Raw genomic sequence first — 18,208 nt, 5'->3', positions numbered from 1 at the left:
GTCTCCTTAATAGCTACCGTGAGTGTTGTTTTCAATTTCTTCTACCGTTACTCTGCGCCACATTTTTACGTAACACCAAGTGGTGTAGGACAAAATTAGTGGTACAAAAATACACACTGCAATAAACATTATATTGAGCGTTTTATGGCTCGATACCGCATCCCAAATTGTTAAGCTAATATTAGGGTTGTTGCTAGATGGCATAATAAATGGGAACAGTGAAACACCGGCCGTCATAATTACGCCAATTAACATTAAGCTTGTTGAAATAAGCCCAAGTGCTGGTTTATTTAATTTAGAAAACACAAGTGCACTTAATGCCATTGCAAAGGCTAAAATAGGGAAGGTCATTGTCCACGGACGGGTGCTATAGTTACTTAACCAAGCACCTTGCGCTGTAGTGACCACTTTAGCTAAAGGGTCTGCATGACTTTGTGTATCAGCCATAGATACAATTTGGTATCCCGTTAAATTAGCAACCCAAAAACCAGCTGCAGCAAATAACACGATAAACACAATAAGAGAATAGCGACCATATTGACCCGAACGCTCTGCGACCACACTTGCTGTACGAAGTTGTAACCACATTCCCGCATGCGCAACTAACATGGTAATACTCACTAAACCTGCAAGTAATCCAAATGGGTTAAGCAAGCCAAAAAATGAACCTTGGTAGCTAACACGCATAAGGTTATCAATATTAAACGGTACGCCTAAAAATAAATTACCAAACGCAATACCAAAAACTAATGCTGGAATCGCGCTGCCTGCAAGCAAACCCCAATCCCAGTTATTGCGCCAGCGTTTTGAATCTACTTTACTGCGGTAATCAAACCCAAGTGGTCTAAAAAACAAAGCAAAGAGTACTAGCATCATGGCAAAGTAAAAGCCCGAAAACGCGGCAGCATAAACCATAGGCCACGCTGCAAATAACGCGCCGCCTGCAGTTATAAACCATACTTGGTTACCATCCCAATGCGGGCCAATTGTGTTTATTACTGTGCGGCGCTCTGAATCTGTTTTACCAACGAGGCGAAGTAACATAGCAACGCCCATATCCATGCCATCGGTAATAGCAAAACCAATAAGCAGCACACCAATGATCAACCACCAAAGCATTTTTAATGTTTCATAATCAAAAATCATGATTGCTCTCCTTCAGTTTGATCAGTTTTGTTTGGTAATTCAAAATGATACTTACCAGTATGTAGCGAGCTTGGTCCTTGCTTAACAAAGCGGATCATCAACCAACCTTCAACAATGGCTAAACCAGTATAGAAAATAACAAACCCAGTTAAGCTAATTAAAATATCATTTACTGTTAGTGACGACGTGGCTAAAAAGGTCGGCAGTATTTCAGATATAGCCCAAGGTTGGCGGCCATACTCGGCAACTATCCAGCCAAATTCAATCGCTATCCAAGGTAGTGGAATGCTCAATACGGCAGCCCATAACAACCAGCGTTTTTGCTCAATAACGCGATGTGCGTTGTAGTAAAAAGCCAATATAAATACACCAAGCATGGCTACACCACAGGCAACCATAATCCTAAATGACCAAAACATAGGCCCTACTTTAGGAAAAGAGTCTTTAACTGCTTTTTGAATGTGCTCTTCAGTAGCATCTACAACATCAGGTGTGTAGCGCTTAAGTAGCAAGCCATAACCTAAATCATCTTTTAGAGTATTAAATTTGGCAATATTATCTGGCGTATCTTCACCGTTTCTGAGTTTTGTAAGGTATTCATAAGCAACCATACCGTTGCGAATACGTACTTCATGTTGTTTTTCTAGGTCGTTAATACCCGTTACTTGCTCATCTAGTGAGCGCGTAGCAATTAACCCAAGTGCGTAAGGTATTTTAACCGCCGCATGTGTTACTTGCTCTTCTGAATCAGGAAAACCAAATGCGGTAAACGCAGCTGGAGCTTCTTCTGTGTGCCATTCGGCTTCAATTGTGGCAAGTTTCACTTTTTGGACTTCGCCTACTTCGTAGCCTGATTCGTCACCGAGTAAAATTACACATAAAATTGACGCTAAACCAAAGCCTGATGCGACTGAAAAAGAACGTTTAGCGAATGCTAAATCACGGCCTTTTAATATATACCAACTGCTTATACCTAGCACAAACATAGACGCTGCTACATAACCTGCCGATACAGTATGAATAAACTTAACTTGGGCTACAGGGTTAAACACAAGCTCTGCAAAACTGGTCATTTCCATGCGCATGGTTTGATAGTTAAATTCAGCGCCTACTGGGTTTTGCATCCAACCGTTGGCAATTAAAATCCACAGCGCCGACATGTTAGTACCAATGGCCATTAAAAAGGTTGCACCTAAATGTTGGCGTTTAGAGAGCCTGTCCCAGCCTAAAAAGAACATACCTACAAAGGTCGATTCTAAAAAGAATGCCATTAAACCTTCAATAGCCAGGGGAGCTCCAAAAACATCACCTACGTAATGCGAGTAATAAGACCAGTTAGTACCAAACTCAAATTCCATGGTTAGGCCTGTCGCCACACCAATTGCAAAGTTAATACCAAACAATTTTCCCCAAAACTTAGTCATATCGCGATAAATTTCGCGACCGGTCATAACATAAACCGATTCCATAATAACTAAAATCCAGGTCATACCTATCGTTAACGGTACGAATAAGAAATGAAAGAGAGCGGTAACAGCAAACTGTAATCGCGATAGATCCACAAAGGTTTCATCTATCATTATTGGCTCCTTGAGAGTGACGGATTAACAGGGCAATGTTTAATTGGCAAAGTTAATATTTAATGAACTTTCAGTAATTACTGAAAGTTTGTAATATTATTTACGTTTGTGCAATTTTTGTCAATATGTATATTAGTAAAACTTAATATATTTCCTATGCTACATCAGTATTAAAAACAAACAACATAAAGGCTTAACTTAGGTGATAAAAAACCAGTTATTTAAAGCGTTTAATCAAACAGTAAAACACGGTAAACTAACAAGCATGAACGCCTGGTTTACTTGTGAAATAAAATCAAATGAATAAAGATAAAAAACAACTACGAATTGGTATTGTGGCAGGTGAACTGTCGGGCGATATTTTAGGTGAAGGCTTAATTAAAGCCCTTCAAAAACACTTTCCGGACGCTATTTTTGAAGGGATAGCGGGGCCTAAAATGCAAGCGCAGGGTTGTAAAACACTTTACGACATGGATGAGCTTTCGGTAATGGGGCTTGTTGAAGTGTTAGGGCGTTTACCGCGTTTGCTCAAAATACGTAAACAACTCGTGCAGCATTTTGTAGATAACCCACCTGATGTATTTATAGGTATTGATGCACCCGACTTTAACTTACGAGTAGAAAAGCCGCTCAAAGATGCGGGTATTAAAACGGTGCAATACGTAAGTCCATCTGTTTGGGCATGGCGCGAAAAGCGCATTCATACAATAAGTGCAGCGACTAACTTAGTCCTTGCATTGTTGCCTTTTGAGAAAGAATTTTATGATAAGCATCAAGTACCGTGTACGTTTGTGGGTCATACCTTGGCAGACGATATAGCACTTGAACACGACGACAGCAAAGCGCGTGAAGAACTCGGCTTAAGCCTTGATGACAAAGTACTGGCATTGCTACCTGGTAGTCGAGGCTCTGAGGTTGGTTTACTAAGTGAAACTTACATTAAAACAGCTGAAAAGCTGCAAGCGCAAAACCCAAATCTTAAAATTGTGGTGCCACTGGTAAACGAAAAGCGCAAAGCGCAGTTTACTGAAATATTAAACGCCACCGCGCCTGACCTTAATGTTAATCTGCTTGATGGGCAATCAAAATTAGCGATGCAAGCTGCTGATGCCATTTTATTAGCGTCGGGCACTGCAACACTTGAAGGCATGCTTTATAAAAAGCCAATGGTAGTGGGTTATAAAATAAAGCCTTTGAGCTATTGGATTTTTAAAACTCTATTTACGTTTAATATTAAGTACTTTTCGCTGCCTAATTTATTAGCCGACGAAGAGCTAGTGCCTGAGTTTTTGCAAAGTGAGTGTAACGTAACTAACTTAACAAATGCGCTTACTCCTATGCTCAACACAGATAACAAAGCGCTAAAAGCACGCTTTTTAGCCATTCACGAAAAAATTAGATTAAATGCCAGTGAACAAGCAGCCAACGCTGTGGCGGAGTTAATAAATGCAAATTGATAGACCAAATGTAACCCTAATTGCCGGTGTAGATGAAGTTGGGCGCGGCCCGCTTGTTGGTGATGTAGTTACTGCCGCCGTTATTTTAGATCCCACTAAACCTATTGCTGGCTTAGCGGATTCTAAAAAATTAACGGATAAAAAACGCCAAGCACTGGCAATTGAAATTAAAGAAAAAGCATTGTGTTACGCGTATGGTCGCTGCAGTCCAACAGAAATTGATGAATTAAATATTTTACACGCGACTATGCTTGCCATGACTCGCGCAGTGGAGGCATTAAGTACGCAACCTGAATTTGTATTTATAGATGGTAATCGCTTGCCAAAACTCACTATGCCAGCGCAAGCTGTTGTTAAAGGCGATAGCCTAGTGGCAGAAATTTCAGCCGCGTCTATTTTAGCTAAAGTAGCGCGCGATGACGAAATGCTTGAGCTTGATAAACGCCACCCTGAATATGGTTTTGCAGGGCATAAGGGGTATCCAACTAAAGCGCATTTTGCAGCGCTTGAGCAGTACGGCGCGATTGACGAGCATCGTAAAAGCTTTAAACCTGTGCAGCGTGTATTGGCGCAAGCCAATGGTGAGGGCTAAGCATGGCTGCTCCTGATTTTGTTCATTTAAGAGTTCATTCAGATTTTTCGATGGTTGACGGCCTTGCTAAAACAAAGCCAATAGTCGCAAAAGCGCAAGAGCTGCAAATGCCCGCGATTGCGATTACCGACCAAATGAACTTTTGTGGTTTAGTGCGCTTTTATGGCGCAACACATAATGCCGGTATTAAACCTATAGTGGGTGCTGATTTTTGGGTTCGTAGCCCAGAATTTCCTGATGAGCCAAGCCGTTTAACCATATTAGCCAAAGACAACGACGGCTATAAAAACATTACCTTATTAATATCTAAAGCGTATCAACGTGGGCATGTATTTCATCGCCCTGTGATTGACCGCGAATGGTTAGTTGAGCTAAAAGCAGGCTTAATTATTCTCTCGGGTGCTAAAGACGGTGATTTAGGTAAAGCGTTATTAAAAAATAATCCGAGTGTAATTGAATCGGTTGTTAGTTTTTATAAGCAGCATTTTAGCGATAACTACTACCTTGAGCTTGTTCGCACCAATCGCCCGCTTGAAGAAGATTACTTACACATGGCGGTAGAGCTTGCAGCTAAAGAGCAGTTACCTGTTGTAGCCACCAACGAAGTGGTATTTTTAAAACCTGAAAACTTTGAAGCGCACGAAATTCGTGTTGCTATTTTTGACGGTTACACACTTGATGATAAACGCAGGCCTAAACGATTCTCTGAAGAACAATACCTAAAAACACCAGAGCAAATGGCTGAGCTGTTTAGCGACATTCCAGAGGCGCTACAAAACACCGTAGAAATCGCTAAACGTTGTAATGTAACGGTTCAGCTAGGGACTTACTTTTTACCTGATTACCCAACTGGCTCACTTAAGATTGATGAGTTTTTAGTTAAAGTGTCAGAAGACGGCCTTGAAGAACGTCTACAGTTTTTATTCCCCGATGAAGAAGAGCGAAAAGTAAAACGCGTTGAATACGATGAACGACTTGATATAGAGCTTGGCGTAATTAACCAAATGGGATTCCCAGGTTACTTCTTAATCGTAATGGAGTTTATCCAGTGGAGTAAAGATAACAATATTCCGGTTGGACCTGGTCGTGGTTCAGGTGCGGGTTCGTTAGTTGCGTACGCGCTTAAAATTACCGATTTGGATCCACTTGAATTCGACTTGCTTTTTGAGCGATTTTTGAATCCTGAACGTGTATCAATGCCCGATTTCGACGTCGACTTTTGTATGGATAGACGAGACGAAGTAATTGATCACGTGTCGGCTTTGTATGGTCGAGATGCGGTATCGCAAATTATTACCTTTGGTACTATGGCTGCAAAGGCGGTAATACGCGATGTAGGGCGAGTGCTTGGGCATCCTTATGGATTCGTTGATCGTATCTCAAAAATGATTCCAGGGGACCCTGGGATGACACTTGCTAAAGCGTTTGATATAGAACCGCGCTTGCAAGAAGCCTACGATGGCGATAACGAAGTAAAAGATTTAATCGACATGTGTCGCATCCTAGAAGGGTGTACACGTAACGCCGGTAAGCACGCTGGTGGCGTAGTAATATCGCCAACCACGATTACCGATTTCGCCGCGCTTTATTGCGATGACGAAGGTAAGTTTCCGGTCACACAGTTTGATAAAAATGATGTAGAAACTGCAGGCTTAGTTAAGTTCGATTTCTTGGGTTTACGTACACTGACTATTTTGCAGTGGGCGGTCGATATGACCAACGTGCGCATGGAGCGCCAAGGTAAAGACCCTGTCGATATAAACACTATTCCACTGGATGATAAAAAAAGTATTGAGCTACTACTTCGCGCTGAAACGACTGCTGTATTCCAGCTAGAATCGCGCGGTATGAAAGACTTAGTACGCCGACTTAAGCCCGATTGCTTTGAAGATATGATTGCACTTGTGGCCTTGTTCCGCCCAGGTCCGCTGCAATCAGGCATGGTAGATAACTTTATCGACCGAAAGCTGGGCCGAGAAGAAATCTCATACCCTGATGCGCAATATCAGCACGAAAGCTTAAAACCAATACTTGATCCAACGTACGGCATTATTTTGTATCAAGAACAAGTAATGCAAATTGCGCAAGTACTAGCAGGTTACACGCTAGGCGGCGCCGATATGCTTCGCCGTGCAATGGGTAAGAAAAAACCCGAAGAAATGGCAAAGCAGCGTTCAACATTTGAAGATGGCGCAAGAAATAACGGCATCGACGGCGAGCTCGCGATAAAAATCTTCGACTTGGTAGAAAAGTTCGCAGGTTACGGATTTAATAAATCTCACTCGGCAGCTTACGCACTGGTTTCGTATCAAACATTGTGGATGAAAACCCATCATCCGGCAGAGTTTATGGCTGCGGTAATGTCGGCCGATATGGATAACACCGACAAAATAGTTATTTTGGTGGATGAATGTGAAAACATGAAACTCACCTTATTACCGCCAGACGTAAATGCAGGTGAGTTTAAGTTTACAGTAAACCTTGAAGGTGAAATTGTTTACGGCATTGGCGCAATAAAAGGCGTGGGTGAAGCACCGGTTGAAGCAATTTTAGAAGCGCGTGCAAAAGGCGGCCCATTTAAAGATTTATTTGATTTTTGTGCCCGCGTTGACTTAAAACGCTTAAATAAGCGTGTGACCGAAAAATTAATTTACTCAGGCGCACTTGATAAGCTTGGGCCTGAAAAAACGCAACCTGGACGTGCTACGTTATTGGCTAGTTTAAAAAGTGCAATGCGTGCGGCCGACCAACACAACAAAGCTGAGCTATTAGGGCAAAGTGACTTGTTTGGTTTATTAGCCACTGAGCCTGATGAAGTTGAACAAGCTTTTATTAAAGCCATAGGCCTCACTGATAACGAATGGTTGGATGGTGAAAAAGAGACTCTAGGCCTTTATTTAACAGGGCATCCGATAAATCAATACCGCCGTGAACTTAAGCATTACACCAGTGGGAAAATAGTTGATTTACAGCCTACTAATCGCGATGTGTTTGCCACAGCGGCTGGTTTAGTGATTGCTTCTAGGGTGTTAATTAATAAAAAAGGAAATCGTTGGGCCTTAGTAACTTTAGATGACAAGAGTGCACGCATTGATGTACGCTTGTATTCAGACGAGTTTGAAAAGTACCAAGATATGCTCCAAGTTAATAATATCTTGGTAATATCTGGACAGGTCAGCTTTGATAACTTCTCTGGTGGTATTACAATGACCGCCAGAGAAATAAACACCATTGCTCAGGCGCGTGAAAAGCGTATTAAAGCGATTAAAATGACGCTGAACATGGTGCAAATCGAGGCTGGTTTCTTCGATAAATTACAAAAAGTACTCGAACCCTACAAAATGGGAACGTGTCCGATCAAGGTTTATTACCAACGTCCAGATGCGTTGGCACAATTAACTCTTGGGATCGAATGGTGTGTTACGCCAAGTGATGACTTAATTCATAAGTTATCGCTAATGGCGGCGCAAGATGTAGAACTGGAATTTAACTAATTAGGTAGTTTAGAGCATGAGCCTCAATTATCTTGATTTTGAGCTTCCGATTGCAGAATTAGAAGCGAAAATTGAAGAATTACAAAATGTAAGCCGCGCTGGCGAATTAGACCTTGGATTAGAAGAGGAAGTCAGCAAATTAAAAGAGAAAAGCGACCAGTTAAAAGGGAAGATATTCTCTGAACTTGGCGCTTGGCAAGTATCACAGTTGGCACGTCACCCGTTGCGTCCTTATACTCGAGATTATATCGAGCGTATTTTCACGGAATTTGATGAGTTTGCTGGCGATCGAACTTTTGCTAACGATCCGGCTATTTTAGGTGGTATAGCGCGTTTAGATGGCGAACCAGTAATGGTTATTGGCCAACAAAAAGGCCGCGACACTGCTGAAAAAATTAAACGCAACTTTGGTATGCCAAAGCCAGAAGGTTACCGTAAAGCATTACGCTTAATGGAAATGGCTGAGCGTTTTAAAATGCCAATCATGACCTTTATCGACACGCCGGGTGCATACCCAGGTGTAGGCGCTGAAGAGCGTGGCCAATCTGAAGCAATCGCACGTAACTTAAAAGTAATGGCGACACTTAAAGTGCCGACAATATGTACAGTTATTGGTGAAGGTGGTTCAGGCGGTGCATTAGCGATTGGTGTTGGCGACAGAGTTAATATGTTGCAGTACAGTACTTATTCTGTAATTTCGCCTGAAGGTTGTGCGTCTATTCTTTGGAAAAGCGCCGACAAAGCACCCCTTGCAGCAGAAGCAATGGGTGTAACCGCAGAGCGCGTTAAAAAACTAGATTTAATCAGCAACTTAGTTGATGAGCCACTAGGTGGTGCGCACCGTAATTACGATGCTATGGCACGAAACTTAAAAGTGCGCCTAAAACGAGATTTAGCTGACCTACAAGCTCTTACGCTTGAAGAAATGCTTGATCAGCGTTACAAGCGTTTAATGTCGTTTGGCTATTGCTAAGCACATTAAATGTTAAAAAAAGCCGCTTATGCGGCTTTTTTACTTTAAAATACTCAGAGTTTTTATATTAAAGTGCGGACACATGTATACATCAGCAATTTATCAACAATTAAAAAAATCACTAAGTAGCTATATTGAGCAAGGTAAGACTGTTTTTACAGTTGCGTTATCTGGTGGCGTTGATTCTGTGGTGTTACTGCATTTAATGCGTGAGTTAAAAGAGGATAACCCTGTAATTGATGTATCGGCTATTTATGTTCACCATGGTTTAAGCCAGTATGCTGATGACTGGCAACGCTTTTGCAAAAACGTATGTGTTGAGCTCAATGTGCCTTTTGAAGCTGCGAAAGTGGTAATTGAGCAGCAGTCGCGCACGAGCCTTGAAGCCCAAGCGCGCGACGCCCGTTATAAAGCACTTGATGAACTAAGCCCACAAGGCAGCATTATTTTACTAGGCCAACATTTAAACGACCAAGTAGAAACGTTTTTACTGCGCTTAAAGCGTGGTTCGGGTTTAAAAGGGCTTGGCGCCATGCACCAAGCGCGTTTTCTACAAAGTGGGCGTGTGTGTTTCAGGCCGTTATTGAATGTAAAGCGAAGTGATATAGAAGCCTTTGCGGCGCAGTTTAATATTAAGCATATCACTGATGACTCTAATACAGATGAGCGCTTTGATCGAAACTTTTTACGTTCCAAAGTTATTCCATTATTAGCCGAACGCTTTAATGGGTTTGAGCAATGTACAGCGCGAAGTATTGATCTACTGCAGCAACAACAAACATTACTTGATGAATATACTCAGCTTGATTTAAATAAGTGTATTAACCAGCATCAAGCATTGTGTATTAATAAAATAAGCGAATACAGCACTGCGCGCATTGCAAATATAGTGCGTGCGTGGCTTGCATTATTTACACAAATTATGCCATCGCAAAAACAACTTGAGCAAATTATTAATCAAGCTATATGCGCTAAGAGCGATTCGCAAATGCTTATTGATTTGGCTGGTGGGCAAGTACGTCGCCATCAAGGCTATTTGTATTTTGTGAATCCATATCAAATATTACAAGATCAAATGCTTGTAAGTGATGAGCTTAAATTTAATGATGACCGTTTGCTAATAAAAAAAAATGGCAAGGGTATTCGACCGCCGTTTAAGCATGAACAAGTTACTGTGCGTTTTAACTGTAACAATGCGCGGATCAAACCGGAAAAAAAACCAGGTGGTAATACATTAAAACATTGGTTTAAAGATGCAAAAGTAGCCCCTTGGTTACGTGCTAATGTGCCATTAATTTTTTATAATGACGAATTGGTTCAAGTGGTTGGCTACTTTATGAGTGCCAATCATCTTGACGAAACAGGTATTTTTTGGGAGTGTAAATAATGACAGAACAACCACATGTAGGCTTATCACTAGTAAACAAAGCACCACTGGGGATGTTAGTTACAGCTATCGTTGCGGTATTAGCTAATGCCTTGTTTTCGCTTAACCTAATTACTTTGGGTCACGCTATTGCTGGTGGAATATTATGTGGTGCATTATTACTGGCTTATTGGTTAGGTAAAGGTGGGCTGTTTTTTGTTTTAGGAGTGAGTACGCCGTTAATTTTAGTTTTATTCACGCCAATTGCAAAGAGTGCTGCATTACTTAACTTAGTGAGTGGTTTCTTTTTTGGTTTTTGCTTAGTGCTTGTTATATATAAATTTTTACCAATAAAGTCAGAGCGTTAAGTCATGCTTTTTAGTGTGTTGTCCTGAGTTTTAAACAGGACAATACAGCAAAATAAAAAAGCCTAACGGGGGAAGTTAGACTCTTTTATTTTAAATGTATTTTTAAATTTTAATATGCTTTAGCACAGTTTCTGCCCGAGGCCTTTGCTTTATACAGCCCTTTATCTGCGCGAGCAAATATCTCATTATCACAATCTTGACTGCTTGCTAAGGTAAAACCTATGCTGGTTGTTACGCCATATTGCGACATTAAACTTGATTCTCTAACAAGGCGCATGATCCGTTCAGCAACTACTTTGTTAGTTGTAAACTCAGGGTCTTCGATTAAAATTGAGAACTCATCGCCGCCAAACCTAAATACTGAGTCTGTACCACGAATACTGCTACATAAAACTTTAGCGAATTCTTTCAATGTATCGTCGCCCACTTTGTGACCAAAGTTATCGTTAACTTGTTTAAAGTTATCTAAGTCGAGCAGCATTAAGCTAAAAGGACGTTGGTAGCGGCGACAATTTTCGAGTTTTTGCGACAAAATATCATTAAATTGACTGCGGTTGTTTAATCCCGTTAAGGTATCTTTTGTCGCAAGTTTTAATACTCGGCTATACATCATCGCATTTCGAAGTGGGTAAATTAACGCGGTATGTAAAACGCGTAATTTTTTTTCAATTACAGCACTAAGAGGATATTTACTAAAGTAAATTAGTTGTCCTAAGTGTTCTGCTGCTATTGTTAAGTCAAAAATATAGGGTGTATTGTTTGTATCACTATCTGATGTTTGCGCTGTGCCAAGCGTCGATTGAAACTGTATACCCGAAAAGTTTAGCAATTGTTTTGCGAACTTAGCATACATAGCTAAAACATCTTCAATAACTAAACTAGTTTGTAGTTCAGTAACAAGTTCGTGTGTTTCAGTTGTTTCATCTACACGTGTGTGTTCTGCCGAGAACGGCAAAAAATCACCGCGACCTGATACACGTTGTGTCAAAATATGGACGTTTTCCATTAAAATCTCCCCCGAGGGTGTTGCTTTACAATTACTAAGCTATTTTTATGCCATATTTTAAAACTGGCCGAAAAACAGATGGTTGCTATATTTAATGTAAGTCCCTTGGTTTAATTTAAGCGTGAGGTTCAGTTTGCAGAGTATTAATGTTCAATTTTTTGGCTTATTAGTTGTTGCAGTACTTTTTGTATGGTTTTTTAAGCGCATTGGATTGCCGCCTATTTTGGCGTATCTAGCAACAGGGGTTTTAGCTGGCAGCCATGGTATTGGTTGGGTGGCACACACGCACGAAATCGACTTTGTGGCAGAGCTTGGTATTGTATTTTTGTTATTTAGCTTAGGGTTAGAGTTTTCTATTTCACGTTTAATGGCAATGCGCAATATTGTGTTTGGCCTTGGGTCACTACAAGTAGTTGTGACCAGCCTGATACTTATTGTTGTTTTATATTGCTTAAATTTCAGCTTATTAACTAGCTTTGCTATTAGTATCATTATGGCGCTTTCATCCACTGCCGTGGTGGTTAAGTTATTAAAAGAAACCGGCGAGCTAAACCAGCGTCGTGGACAACTAGCCGTTGGTGTATTGTTATTTCAAGATATAGCGGTTGTTCCATTGCTTATTATCCTTCCTTTATTAGCATCTAGCGATTCACAAAGCATTAGTTGGGCGCTTGCTTTTGCATTAACTAAAGGCGCATTTGTTTGTTTATTGTTATGGGCTATAGGCAAATGGATACTGCCTAAAGTATTTAACGAAATAGCGCTAGTACGCACCGATGAGTTATTTGTGCTTACAACATTACTGGTTGCGTTATTTGCCGCGTTGCTAACATATATGTTTGGTCTATCAATGGCTCTTGGCGCTTTTTTAGCCGGTATGATGTTGGGCGAGAGTCATTACAGACACCAACTAGAGGCTGATATAAGGCCCTTTCGCGATATTTTAATGGGCCTTTTTTTTGTAACTGTCGGCATGCAGCTTGATTTATTATATGTGTTTAGTAATGGCTTATTTATAATTGGTGCGTTACTTGGCTTATTAATTTTAAAAATAACCGTTGTTGCAATAAGCGCGCAGCTTATGGGTGAGCGAAGACAAGATGCATTGGCTTGTGCAATTATGCTTTGGCAAATGGGGGAGTTTGGTTTTGTACTTATTGCCTTAAGTGGACAACAGCAATTATTAACGAGTGATCAAACCTCATTTTTAATTGCATTGGGTGTACTTTCAATGGCCTTTACACCATTTTTAATTGATAAAACACCGCTTATTTTAAAACGTTTAGGCGTATTAAAACGCGCAAGTATGGGATGGGAAAATGAACCTAAAAGTAGCGCGCTTTATAGTAATCATGTTGTTATTTGTGGCTTTTCAAGAGTTGGGCAAACCATTGCGCGGTTTTTAAAACCAGAGGCAATAGAATATGTCGCTATTGAGAGTAACCCAATACTCGTTCAAGAAGGTAAAGCCGCTGGAGAACCCGTAATATTTGGACACGTTAAACAAAAAGACATTTTAAAATGTGCAGGGGTAGAGCGTGCACGCTTAGTCATTATTACCTTTACTGAATTTGAGCAAACACAAATAGTAATAGACGCTATAAAGCAAATAGCGCCCGTAGTTAAAATACTTATACGCACGCGAGATGACAGTCAGCTCGAAAAGTTAAAAGAATTGGGGGTAACCGAAGTTGTGCCCGAAACTTTAGAAGCAAGTTTAATGTTAGTGTCGCATGTTTTATCTATGTCGGGTGTACCCATGAGCCGAATTGTTAGGCGTGTAAGTAAAGAGCGCCGTAATCGCTATAAATTTTTGCAAAGCTTTTTTTCCGGTGAGCACATTGATAGCGATGAAAATAATAGCGATAGATTAGAATACCTGCATGTTATAGCTTTGCCCGATAAAGCGTTTGCTGTAAATAAAAGTATTAGTGAGCTTAATTTAACAAAACGAAGAGTGTTTATAAAAGCGTTACGCAGGCAAGATCGCGAAATAGACGCTCCATCGGATCAAACCTTATTACTGGCTAACGATATATTAGTACTGCAAGGAAAACCAAGGCGCGTTGAGCGGGTAGAGCACTACCTGCTCGACGGAATAGAATAACGTTTCTGTTTGGGCTTAATCTAGTTCTAAAAACTTGCGTATCTCCGGTAATTTTTTCATACCGTCTTCATAGCCAATTTGCATTAAATGCTGGGTGTAGCGTTTTTCAAACAATAGATAACTGGTTAAGCTCGATTGCGAATGCTTTTTTACACCTATGGTACGTAGCAATACTTTAATAGCCCATGGCATATCGTTGTAATACTGCGCTGCAATGGCATTAAAATTTTGCGAAGGGTTAATTACAAACGTATCAATTTGTTTAAGCTCTTGATGTTTATCGCGTGCAGGTAACAGCCCTAGGGTTCGGTTAATACGGTCCAAACGTTCTAAATCCGATTGCATAGTGTCGGTAAATACACTGTCGAGTAAATGCCCTGCAACAGCAGAAAGCCCTGGGTAATGCGCAGAATAACCCGGTGGGTGTAATTCTTTAGGTTGATCTACCCCAATAATAAATATTTTTTCAGCGCCTAAATGAATCGACGGACTAAGCGGTGAAAGCTGATGTATAGAGCCATCACCAAAGTAATGGTTATAAATATTTACGCTAGGAAATACCATCGGAATGGCACTCGACGCCATTAAATGCTCAACATTAATGCGCGTAGCACGACCCTCGCGTTTAGCACGCTGCCAAGATGTTTGCGTATTAGATTGAAAAAATGCAACCGAGTCACCCGTTGTATAACTTGAGGCCGTAATAGACAGCGCATCTAAATAATTACGATGTAAATTGCGTTCAATGCGGTGTAAATCTAAAATTTCGTTCAATAAACTACGAAGAGGGCGATTATTTAGCAAGCTCGCAGGCGGGTGATTAATATGCTCTGACTGAAAGCTTGTTAAAATATTACGCGCAATATGACCAAACACACTTAAAAAGTCGCTTTTGTACACCATAGAGGTTGAAAAGTTTTTCCAAACAGATTCGAGCTTTCGTACAGCTAAATGTGCACACGAGGCGTAACATGCTAACGCTGCAGAATTAATTGCCCCAGCTGAGGTGCCATTTATTACCCTAAATGGTAATGGAGCTGTACGCGGCATGCTATGAGCGAGTGCTTTTAGTACGCCCACTTGGTAAGCAGCGCGTGCGCCACCACCTGTAAGTAACAAGGCTATTTTAGGTTTTTTGGGATCAACTTGCTTGATTTTCATATTGGTGGTTAAACTGTTCTACGTCTTTGCTTTATTTATTCACTGTAAGTCTTTAAGCTAGAAGAATCAAAGGATAACTGCCCTTATACTCATTACATTATTTAACTTTGCAATTTAGCGCTTAACCTTTGAGCTATTATTGCCGTGTTATTAAATGTCATAGTATGTGTGTCAGAATGAATTTAATCCACTTAGCGTATTCTAAGTGATATCGCATTTTAATTTTTTATGGAGTTCGTATGTCAGATAAACCAGAAGTGTCAGATGTTCAAAAACGTCCACCTAATAACAATCTTCTTTTTGCCGTTATTATTCTAATAGTCGTAGCATGCGCGGCTGCCTTCGTATTACTTAAACCAAGTGATGAAAAAGTAACACGCACAGAGGTAGAGCCGCCAGTTAAAGAGCAGCCAATAATGGAGCTTAAACCAGAAATTGCTCCTATTATTGATACTCCTTCTGCAGTAAAACCAGAGGAACCTGAAAAACTTGAAGTGCCAACACAACGCGCTGTTGATCCGGCCCCAAAAGTAGAACCATTAGTGACGCTTGACGAAAGTGACACGGTGGTTGTTGCTAAAATGGATGAGTACTTAAGTGATTCTGTGATGAGCTTAATGGTAACCGACGATGTGATTCGCCGTGGTGTTGTATTTATAGATAACATTGCCCAAGGCAAAATAGCCAAAAAGCATACACCTGTTATTAAGCCAGAAGAGAGTTTTAGCGTAACAGAAGGGGATATTTTAACGATTGATCCTAATAGCTATGAGCGTTATACACCGTATGTAAAAGTATTCACCAGTATGAGTGCAGCTCAAGCAGTGCGTATGTACGAAGAATATAAACCGCTTATTAATAGTGCATATACTGAAATAGGTTATGGCGATGATGAGTTTAATCAAACCCTAACCGATGCAATTGATTTGTTACTTGATACGCCAGAACCTGAGGGCGACTTACCATTACTTCGTAATTCAGTAACATATCAATACGCATTTTCAGAGTGGGAGCAATTACCAGCTGCACAAAAACAATTTTTACGCATGGGCCCTGAGAACATGAAAAAAGTAAAAGCAGCATTACGTAATATTAAAACTCAGTTAGAGAGCAATTAATACGCATTAAAACAGCTAAATGCATCGCGATTGTATATGAAGTATGCAATCGCACTTTCTTTTTAGATTATCCCTTGAATAACAGAGCAAAAGTAGAGATAATCCCCCCGCGCCAACCAAGGCCCTCAATGGTAGTCTTATTGGTCCTCTCGCAACACTAGCAGGCGAACCTGGTCAGGCCCGGAAGGGAGCAGCCACAGTTTGTGACGTGTGTGCCGAGATGTGGCTGGTAAGACTGCCACCCAAATTCCTCATTTGGGTGTTAAACCTCCAATATAATTTAACCTAAAGCACATTAATAAAAATTTATTTTTTATTTCATTACCCATGCCATCACACACTTTAAAATAAACTCAGCAAGTTCTACTTAAATAACATACTGTAAAAGCAATTAAGCGTAGCAAGTTAGCATTCAATACAATCAGTGTCTTTGTATAGTAATTAATGGTCGATTTAGAGCGATCGGCGGACGGTCAAGAATTGCAAAGTATGAAGTCAAGATTTGATCTCGTTGGCTCTGTTTTCTGGAATCACCTCTACAGCTCAAACTGAATAAAATGTCAGACACAGCTAACAATAAGTTTAGCAATCTGCTAACCTAGCAACATTAAACATCTACCTAATTTCTATTTACAACTATCCCCATGCTGTTTACTTCCTTGCCAATGCAATATCTTCATGCCATCGGAACATTCCAAGGCATTTTATTAGCAGCAATGCTTTTGTTTAGTGCTGGCGTTAACAATACTGGGCGCATAATGGGCGTTTGGTGTCTTTTTCAAGCATTTTATTTCTGCAGCCCTTTGATTGTAGTGCATGCTGAGGATACTGTTTTTGCCAATTTAATTGGATGGGGCTACTTTGTTCCCGCCAGCTTTGGTGCATTTTTATATTTATATTTTCGGTCAGCGATAATTAAAAAGTCATTCCATTTAAAGGATGGTATTCACGCTACGCCGTTATTACTTTGTCTTCTCTTAAATATAGATTTTTTATTTTCTACCCCGACTGAAAAAATCAACATCGCTAATAACGCTTTTCACAAAGAAAATATCCAACTGCTGACTCAGATTATTATGTTCGTACAGGCATTTTTTTATTTAGCATTGAGTGTCAAACTGATAACTAAAAGTGGACGCCATGCGCGTGATACGCTTTCCAACTTTAATCCCAAAATATTTACCTTGTTATGGATAGTATTAAATTTGTACGCAGGAATGTTGCTGACAGAAGCTGTCAGCACAATAATCGGTGCAAATTCTACTTTGGCTATTGCTAGTGATCTCATTGCCTTTACTTTGATATACAGCGTTTCGATGGCTCAGTGGCGTGAGCCAAACTTATTTGTCATTGATAACTTGGGTGAAACTCCAGCGGAAGCACTCAACTCGACAACCAAGGCACAATGCTTCGACTCTAATACTAGAGCTAAATTATTAGAAAACATTGTTCAATATATGGAAGAAGAGCAACCTTATCTAGAAAGTGAACTTACCTTAGATGCGCTAGCAAGATATACCAACCTTAGTAGTCATCACTTATCTGAAATCCTCAATCAGCAAGCAAATAAGAACTTTTATCAATTTGTTAACGAATACAGAATAAAAACAGTCTGTTCTCAAATCTCTTCTAATCCAAAAGAGAGACTTATTGATCTAGCTCTATCTGCTGGGTTTTCCTCAAAAAGTACCTTTAATGCCGTTTTCAAGCAATTCAAAGGAATGACCCCAAGCCAGTATAGGAAACAACTGAAACTCGATAGTGAATAAGTGCGAACCGACCGAATCGCACGTCCAACTCGTCAAAATCAGACGCTTTTTCTCATGAACACCTCTTTAAT

13 protein-coding genes and 1 other RNA gene are annotated in these 18,208 nt (G+C 40.4%); 10 read left to right on the top strand and 4 right to left on the bottom strand.

The window, feature by feature from the left end; all coding sequences use genetic code 11:
* Positions 1–6: 6 nt before the first annotated feature.
* Positions 7–1,146 carry a cytochrome d ubiquinol oxidase subunit II gene (cydB, locus tag D172_RS12600; RefSeq protein WP_007376800.1) on the bottom strand — a complete coding sequence of 380 codons (1,140 nt, stop codon included), beginning with the start codon at positions 1,144–1,146 and terminating at the stop codon, positions 7–9.
* Complete coding sequence (locus D172_RS12595; protein ID WP_007376799.1) at positions 1,143–2,726, bottom strand: cytochrome ubiquinol oxidase subunit I; 1,584 nt, start codon at positions 2,724–2,726, stop codon at positions 1,143–1,145. Before D172_RS12595 ends, cydB begins: the two co-directional genes overlap by 4 nt.
* Positions 2,727–3,025: 299 nt before the next feature.
* Between D172_RS12595 and lpxB the strand changes: the two genes are divergently transcribed.
* The 6 genes from lpxB to D172_RS12565 all read left to right on the top strand — a co-directional run bounded on the left by lpxB (position 3,026) and on the right by D172_RS12565 (position 10,976).
* The gene (lpxB, locus tag D172_RS12590; protein WP_007376798.1) at positions 3,026–4,183 is read left to right on the top strand and encodes a lipid-A-disaccharide synthase; all 1,158 of its coding nucleotides are present in this window, start codon (positions 3,026–3,028) and stop codon (positions 4,181–4,183) included.
* Complete coding sequence (rnhB, locus tag D172_RS12585) at positions 4,173–4,775, top strand: ribonuclease HII (RefSeq protein WP_007376797.1); 603 nt, start codon at positions 4,173–4,175, stop codon at positions 4,773–4,775. Before lpxB ends, rnhB begins: the two co-directional genes overlap by 11 nt.
* Positions 4,776–4,777: 2 nt before the next feature.
* Positions 4,778–8,269, top strand: a complete 3,492-nt coding sequence (gene dnaE, locus D172_RS12580) for a DNA polymerase III subunit alpha (RefSeq protein ID WP_007376796.1) — start codon at positions 4,778–4,780, stop codon at positions 8,267–8,269.
* 16 nt (positions 8,270–8,285) lie between these two features.
* Positions 8,286–9,242, top strand: coding sequence for an acetyl-CoA carboxylase carboxyl transferase subunit alpha (gene accA / locus D172_RS12575; protein WP_007376795.1), 957 nt, complete (start codon positions 8,286–8,288; stop codon positions 9,240–9,242).
* A gap of 82 nt (positions 9,243–9,324) precedes the next feature.
* Positions 9,325–10,629 (top strand): tRNA lysidine(34) synthetase TilS, encoded by a 1,305-nt coding sequence (gene tilS / locus D172_RS12570; protein ID WP_007376794.1) that lies wholly within the window; start codon positions 9,325–9,327, stop codon positions 10,627–10,629.
* Complete coding sequence (locus D172_RS12565) at positions 10,629–10,976, top strand: hypothetical protein (RefSeq protein ID WP_007376793.1); 348 nt, start codon at positions 10,629–10,631, stop codon at positions 10,974–10,976. Before tilS ends, D172_RS12565 begins: the two co-directional genes overlap by 1 nt.
* 109 nt (positions 10,977–11,085) lie before the next feature.
* Here D172_RS12565 and D172_RS12560 read toward each other — a convergent pair whose 3' ends face one another.
* Positions 11,086–11,982: a GGDEF domain-containing protein gene (locus tag D172_RS12560; RefSeq protein WP_007376792.1), complete on the bottom strand. Its 897-nt coding sequence runs from the start codon at positions 11,980–11,982 to the stop codon at positions 11,086–11,088.
* 133 nt (positions 11,983–12,115) lie between these two features.
* Here D172_RS12560 and D172_RS12555 point away from each other — a divergent pair, with 133 nt between their 5' ends.
* Positions 12,116–14,089 (top strand): monovalent cation:proton antiporter-2 (CPA2) family protein, encoded by a 1,974-nt coding sequence (locus D172_RS12555; RefSeq protein ID WP_007376791.1) that lies wholly within the window; start codon positions 12,116–12,118, stop codon positions 14,087–14,089.
* A 15-nt stretch (positions 14,090–14,104) separates the two neighbouring features.
* Here D172_RS12555 and D172_RS12550 read toward each other — a convergent pair whose 3' ends face one another.
* On the bottom strand, positions 14,105–15,250 hold the full coding sequence (locus tag D172_RS12550; protein ID WP_007376790.1) for a patatin-like phospholipase family protein: 1,146 nt from the start codon (positions 15,248–15,250) through the stop codon (positions 14,105–14,107).
* Between the two features lie 239 nt (positions 15,251–15,489).
* Between D172_RS12550 and D172_RS12545 the strand changes: the two genes are divergently transcribed.
* From D172_RS12545 to D172_RS12540, 3 genes are all read left to right on the top strand, one after another.
* Positions 15,490–16,368, top strand: a complete 879-nt coding sequence (locus tag D172_RS12545; protein WP_007376789.1) for a DUF3014 domain-containing protein — start codon at positions 15,490–15,492, stop codon at positions 16,366–16,368.
* A 138-nt stretch (positions 16,369–16,506) separates the two neighbouring features.
* Positions 16,507–16,603, top strand: an RNA gene (gene ffs, locus D172_RS21310) — signal recognition particle sRNA small type.
* A 409-nt stretch (positions 16,604–17,012) separates the two neighbouring features.
* The gene (locus D172_RS12540) at positions 17,013–18,137 is read left to right on the top strand and encodes a helix-turn-helix domain-containing protein (RefSeq protein WP_007376788.1); all 1,125 of its coding nucleotides are present in this window, start codon (positions 17,013–17,015) and stop codon (positions 18,135–18,137) included.
* The last annotated feature ends 71 nt before the right edge of the window (positions 18,138–18,208 follow it).

This window comes from Pseudoalteromonas sp. Bsw20308 (assembly GCF_000310105.2).
GTDB lineage: Bacteria > Pseudomonadota > Gammaproteobacteria > Enterobacterales > Alteromonadaceae > Pseudoalteromonas > Pseudoalteromonas fuliginea.
Note: the sequence above shows the minus strand (reverse complement) of the source record. Positions and strands in the feature narration are given on the sequence as shown.

What these genes read in the sequence shown, in the direction of transcription:
- cydB (WP_007376800.1), bottom strand. Translation starts at nt 1,146, where the DNA reads ATGATTTTTGATTATGAAACATTAAAAATGCTTTGGTGGTTGATCATT.
- D172_RS12595 (WP_007376799.1), bottom strand. Translation starts at nt 2,726, where the DNA reads ATGATAGATGAAACCTTTGTGGATCTATCGCGATTACAGTTTGCTGTT.
- lpxB (WP_007376798.1), top strand. Translation starts at nt 3,026, where the DNA reads ATGAATAAAGATAAAAAACAACTACGAATTGGTATTGTGGCAGGTGAA.
- rnhB (WP_007376797.1), top strand. Translation starts at nt 4,173, where the DNA reads ATGCAAATTGATAGACCAAATGTAACCCTAATTGCCGGTGTAGATGAA.
- dnaE (WP_007376796.1), top strand. Translation starts at nt 4,778, where the DNA reads ATGGCTGCTCCTGATTTTGTTCATTTAAGAGTTCATTCAGATTTTTCG.
- accA (WP_007376795.1), top strand. Translation starts at nt 8,286, where the DNA reads ATGAGCCTCAATTATCTTGATTTTGAGCTTCCGATTGCAGAATTAGAA.
- tilS (WP_007376794.1), top strand. Translation starts at nt 9,325, where the DNA reads ATGTATACATCAGCAATTTATCAACAATTAAAAAAATCACTAAGTAGC.
- D172_RS12565 (WP_007376793.1), top strand. Translation starts at nt 10,629, where the DNA reads ATGACAGAACAACCACATGTAGGCTTATCACTAGTAAACAAAGCACCA.
- D172_RS12560 (WP_007376792.1), bottom strand. Translation starts at nt 11,982, where the DNA reads ATGGAAAACGTCCATATTTTGACACAACGTGTATCAGGTCGCGGTGAT.
- D172_RS12550 (WP_007376790.1), bottom strand. Translation starts at nt 15,250, where the DNA reads ATGAAAATCAAGCAAGTTGATCCCAAAAAACCTAAAATAGCCTTGTTA.
- D172_RS12545 (WP_007376789.1), top strand. Translation starts at nt 15,490, where the DNA reads ATGTCAGATAAACCAGAAGTGTCAGATGTTCAAAAACGTCCACCTAAT.
- D172_RS12540 (WP_007376788.1), top strand. Translation starts at nt 17,013, where the DNA reads ATGCTGTTTACTTCCTTGCCAATGCAATATCTTCATGCCATCGGAACA.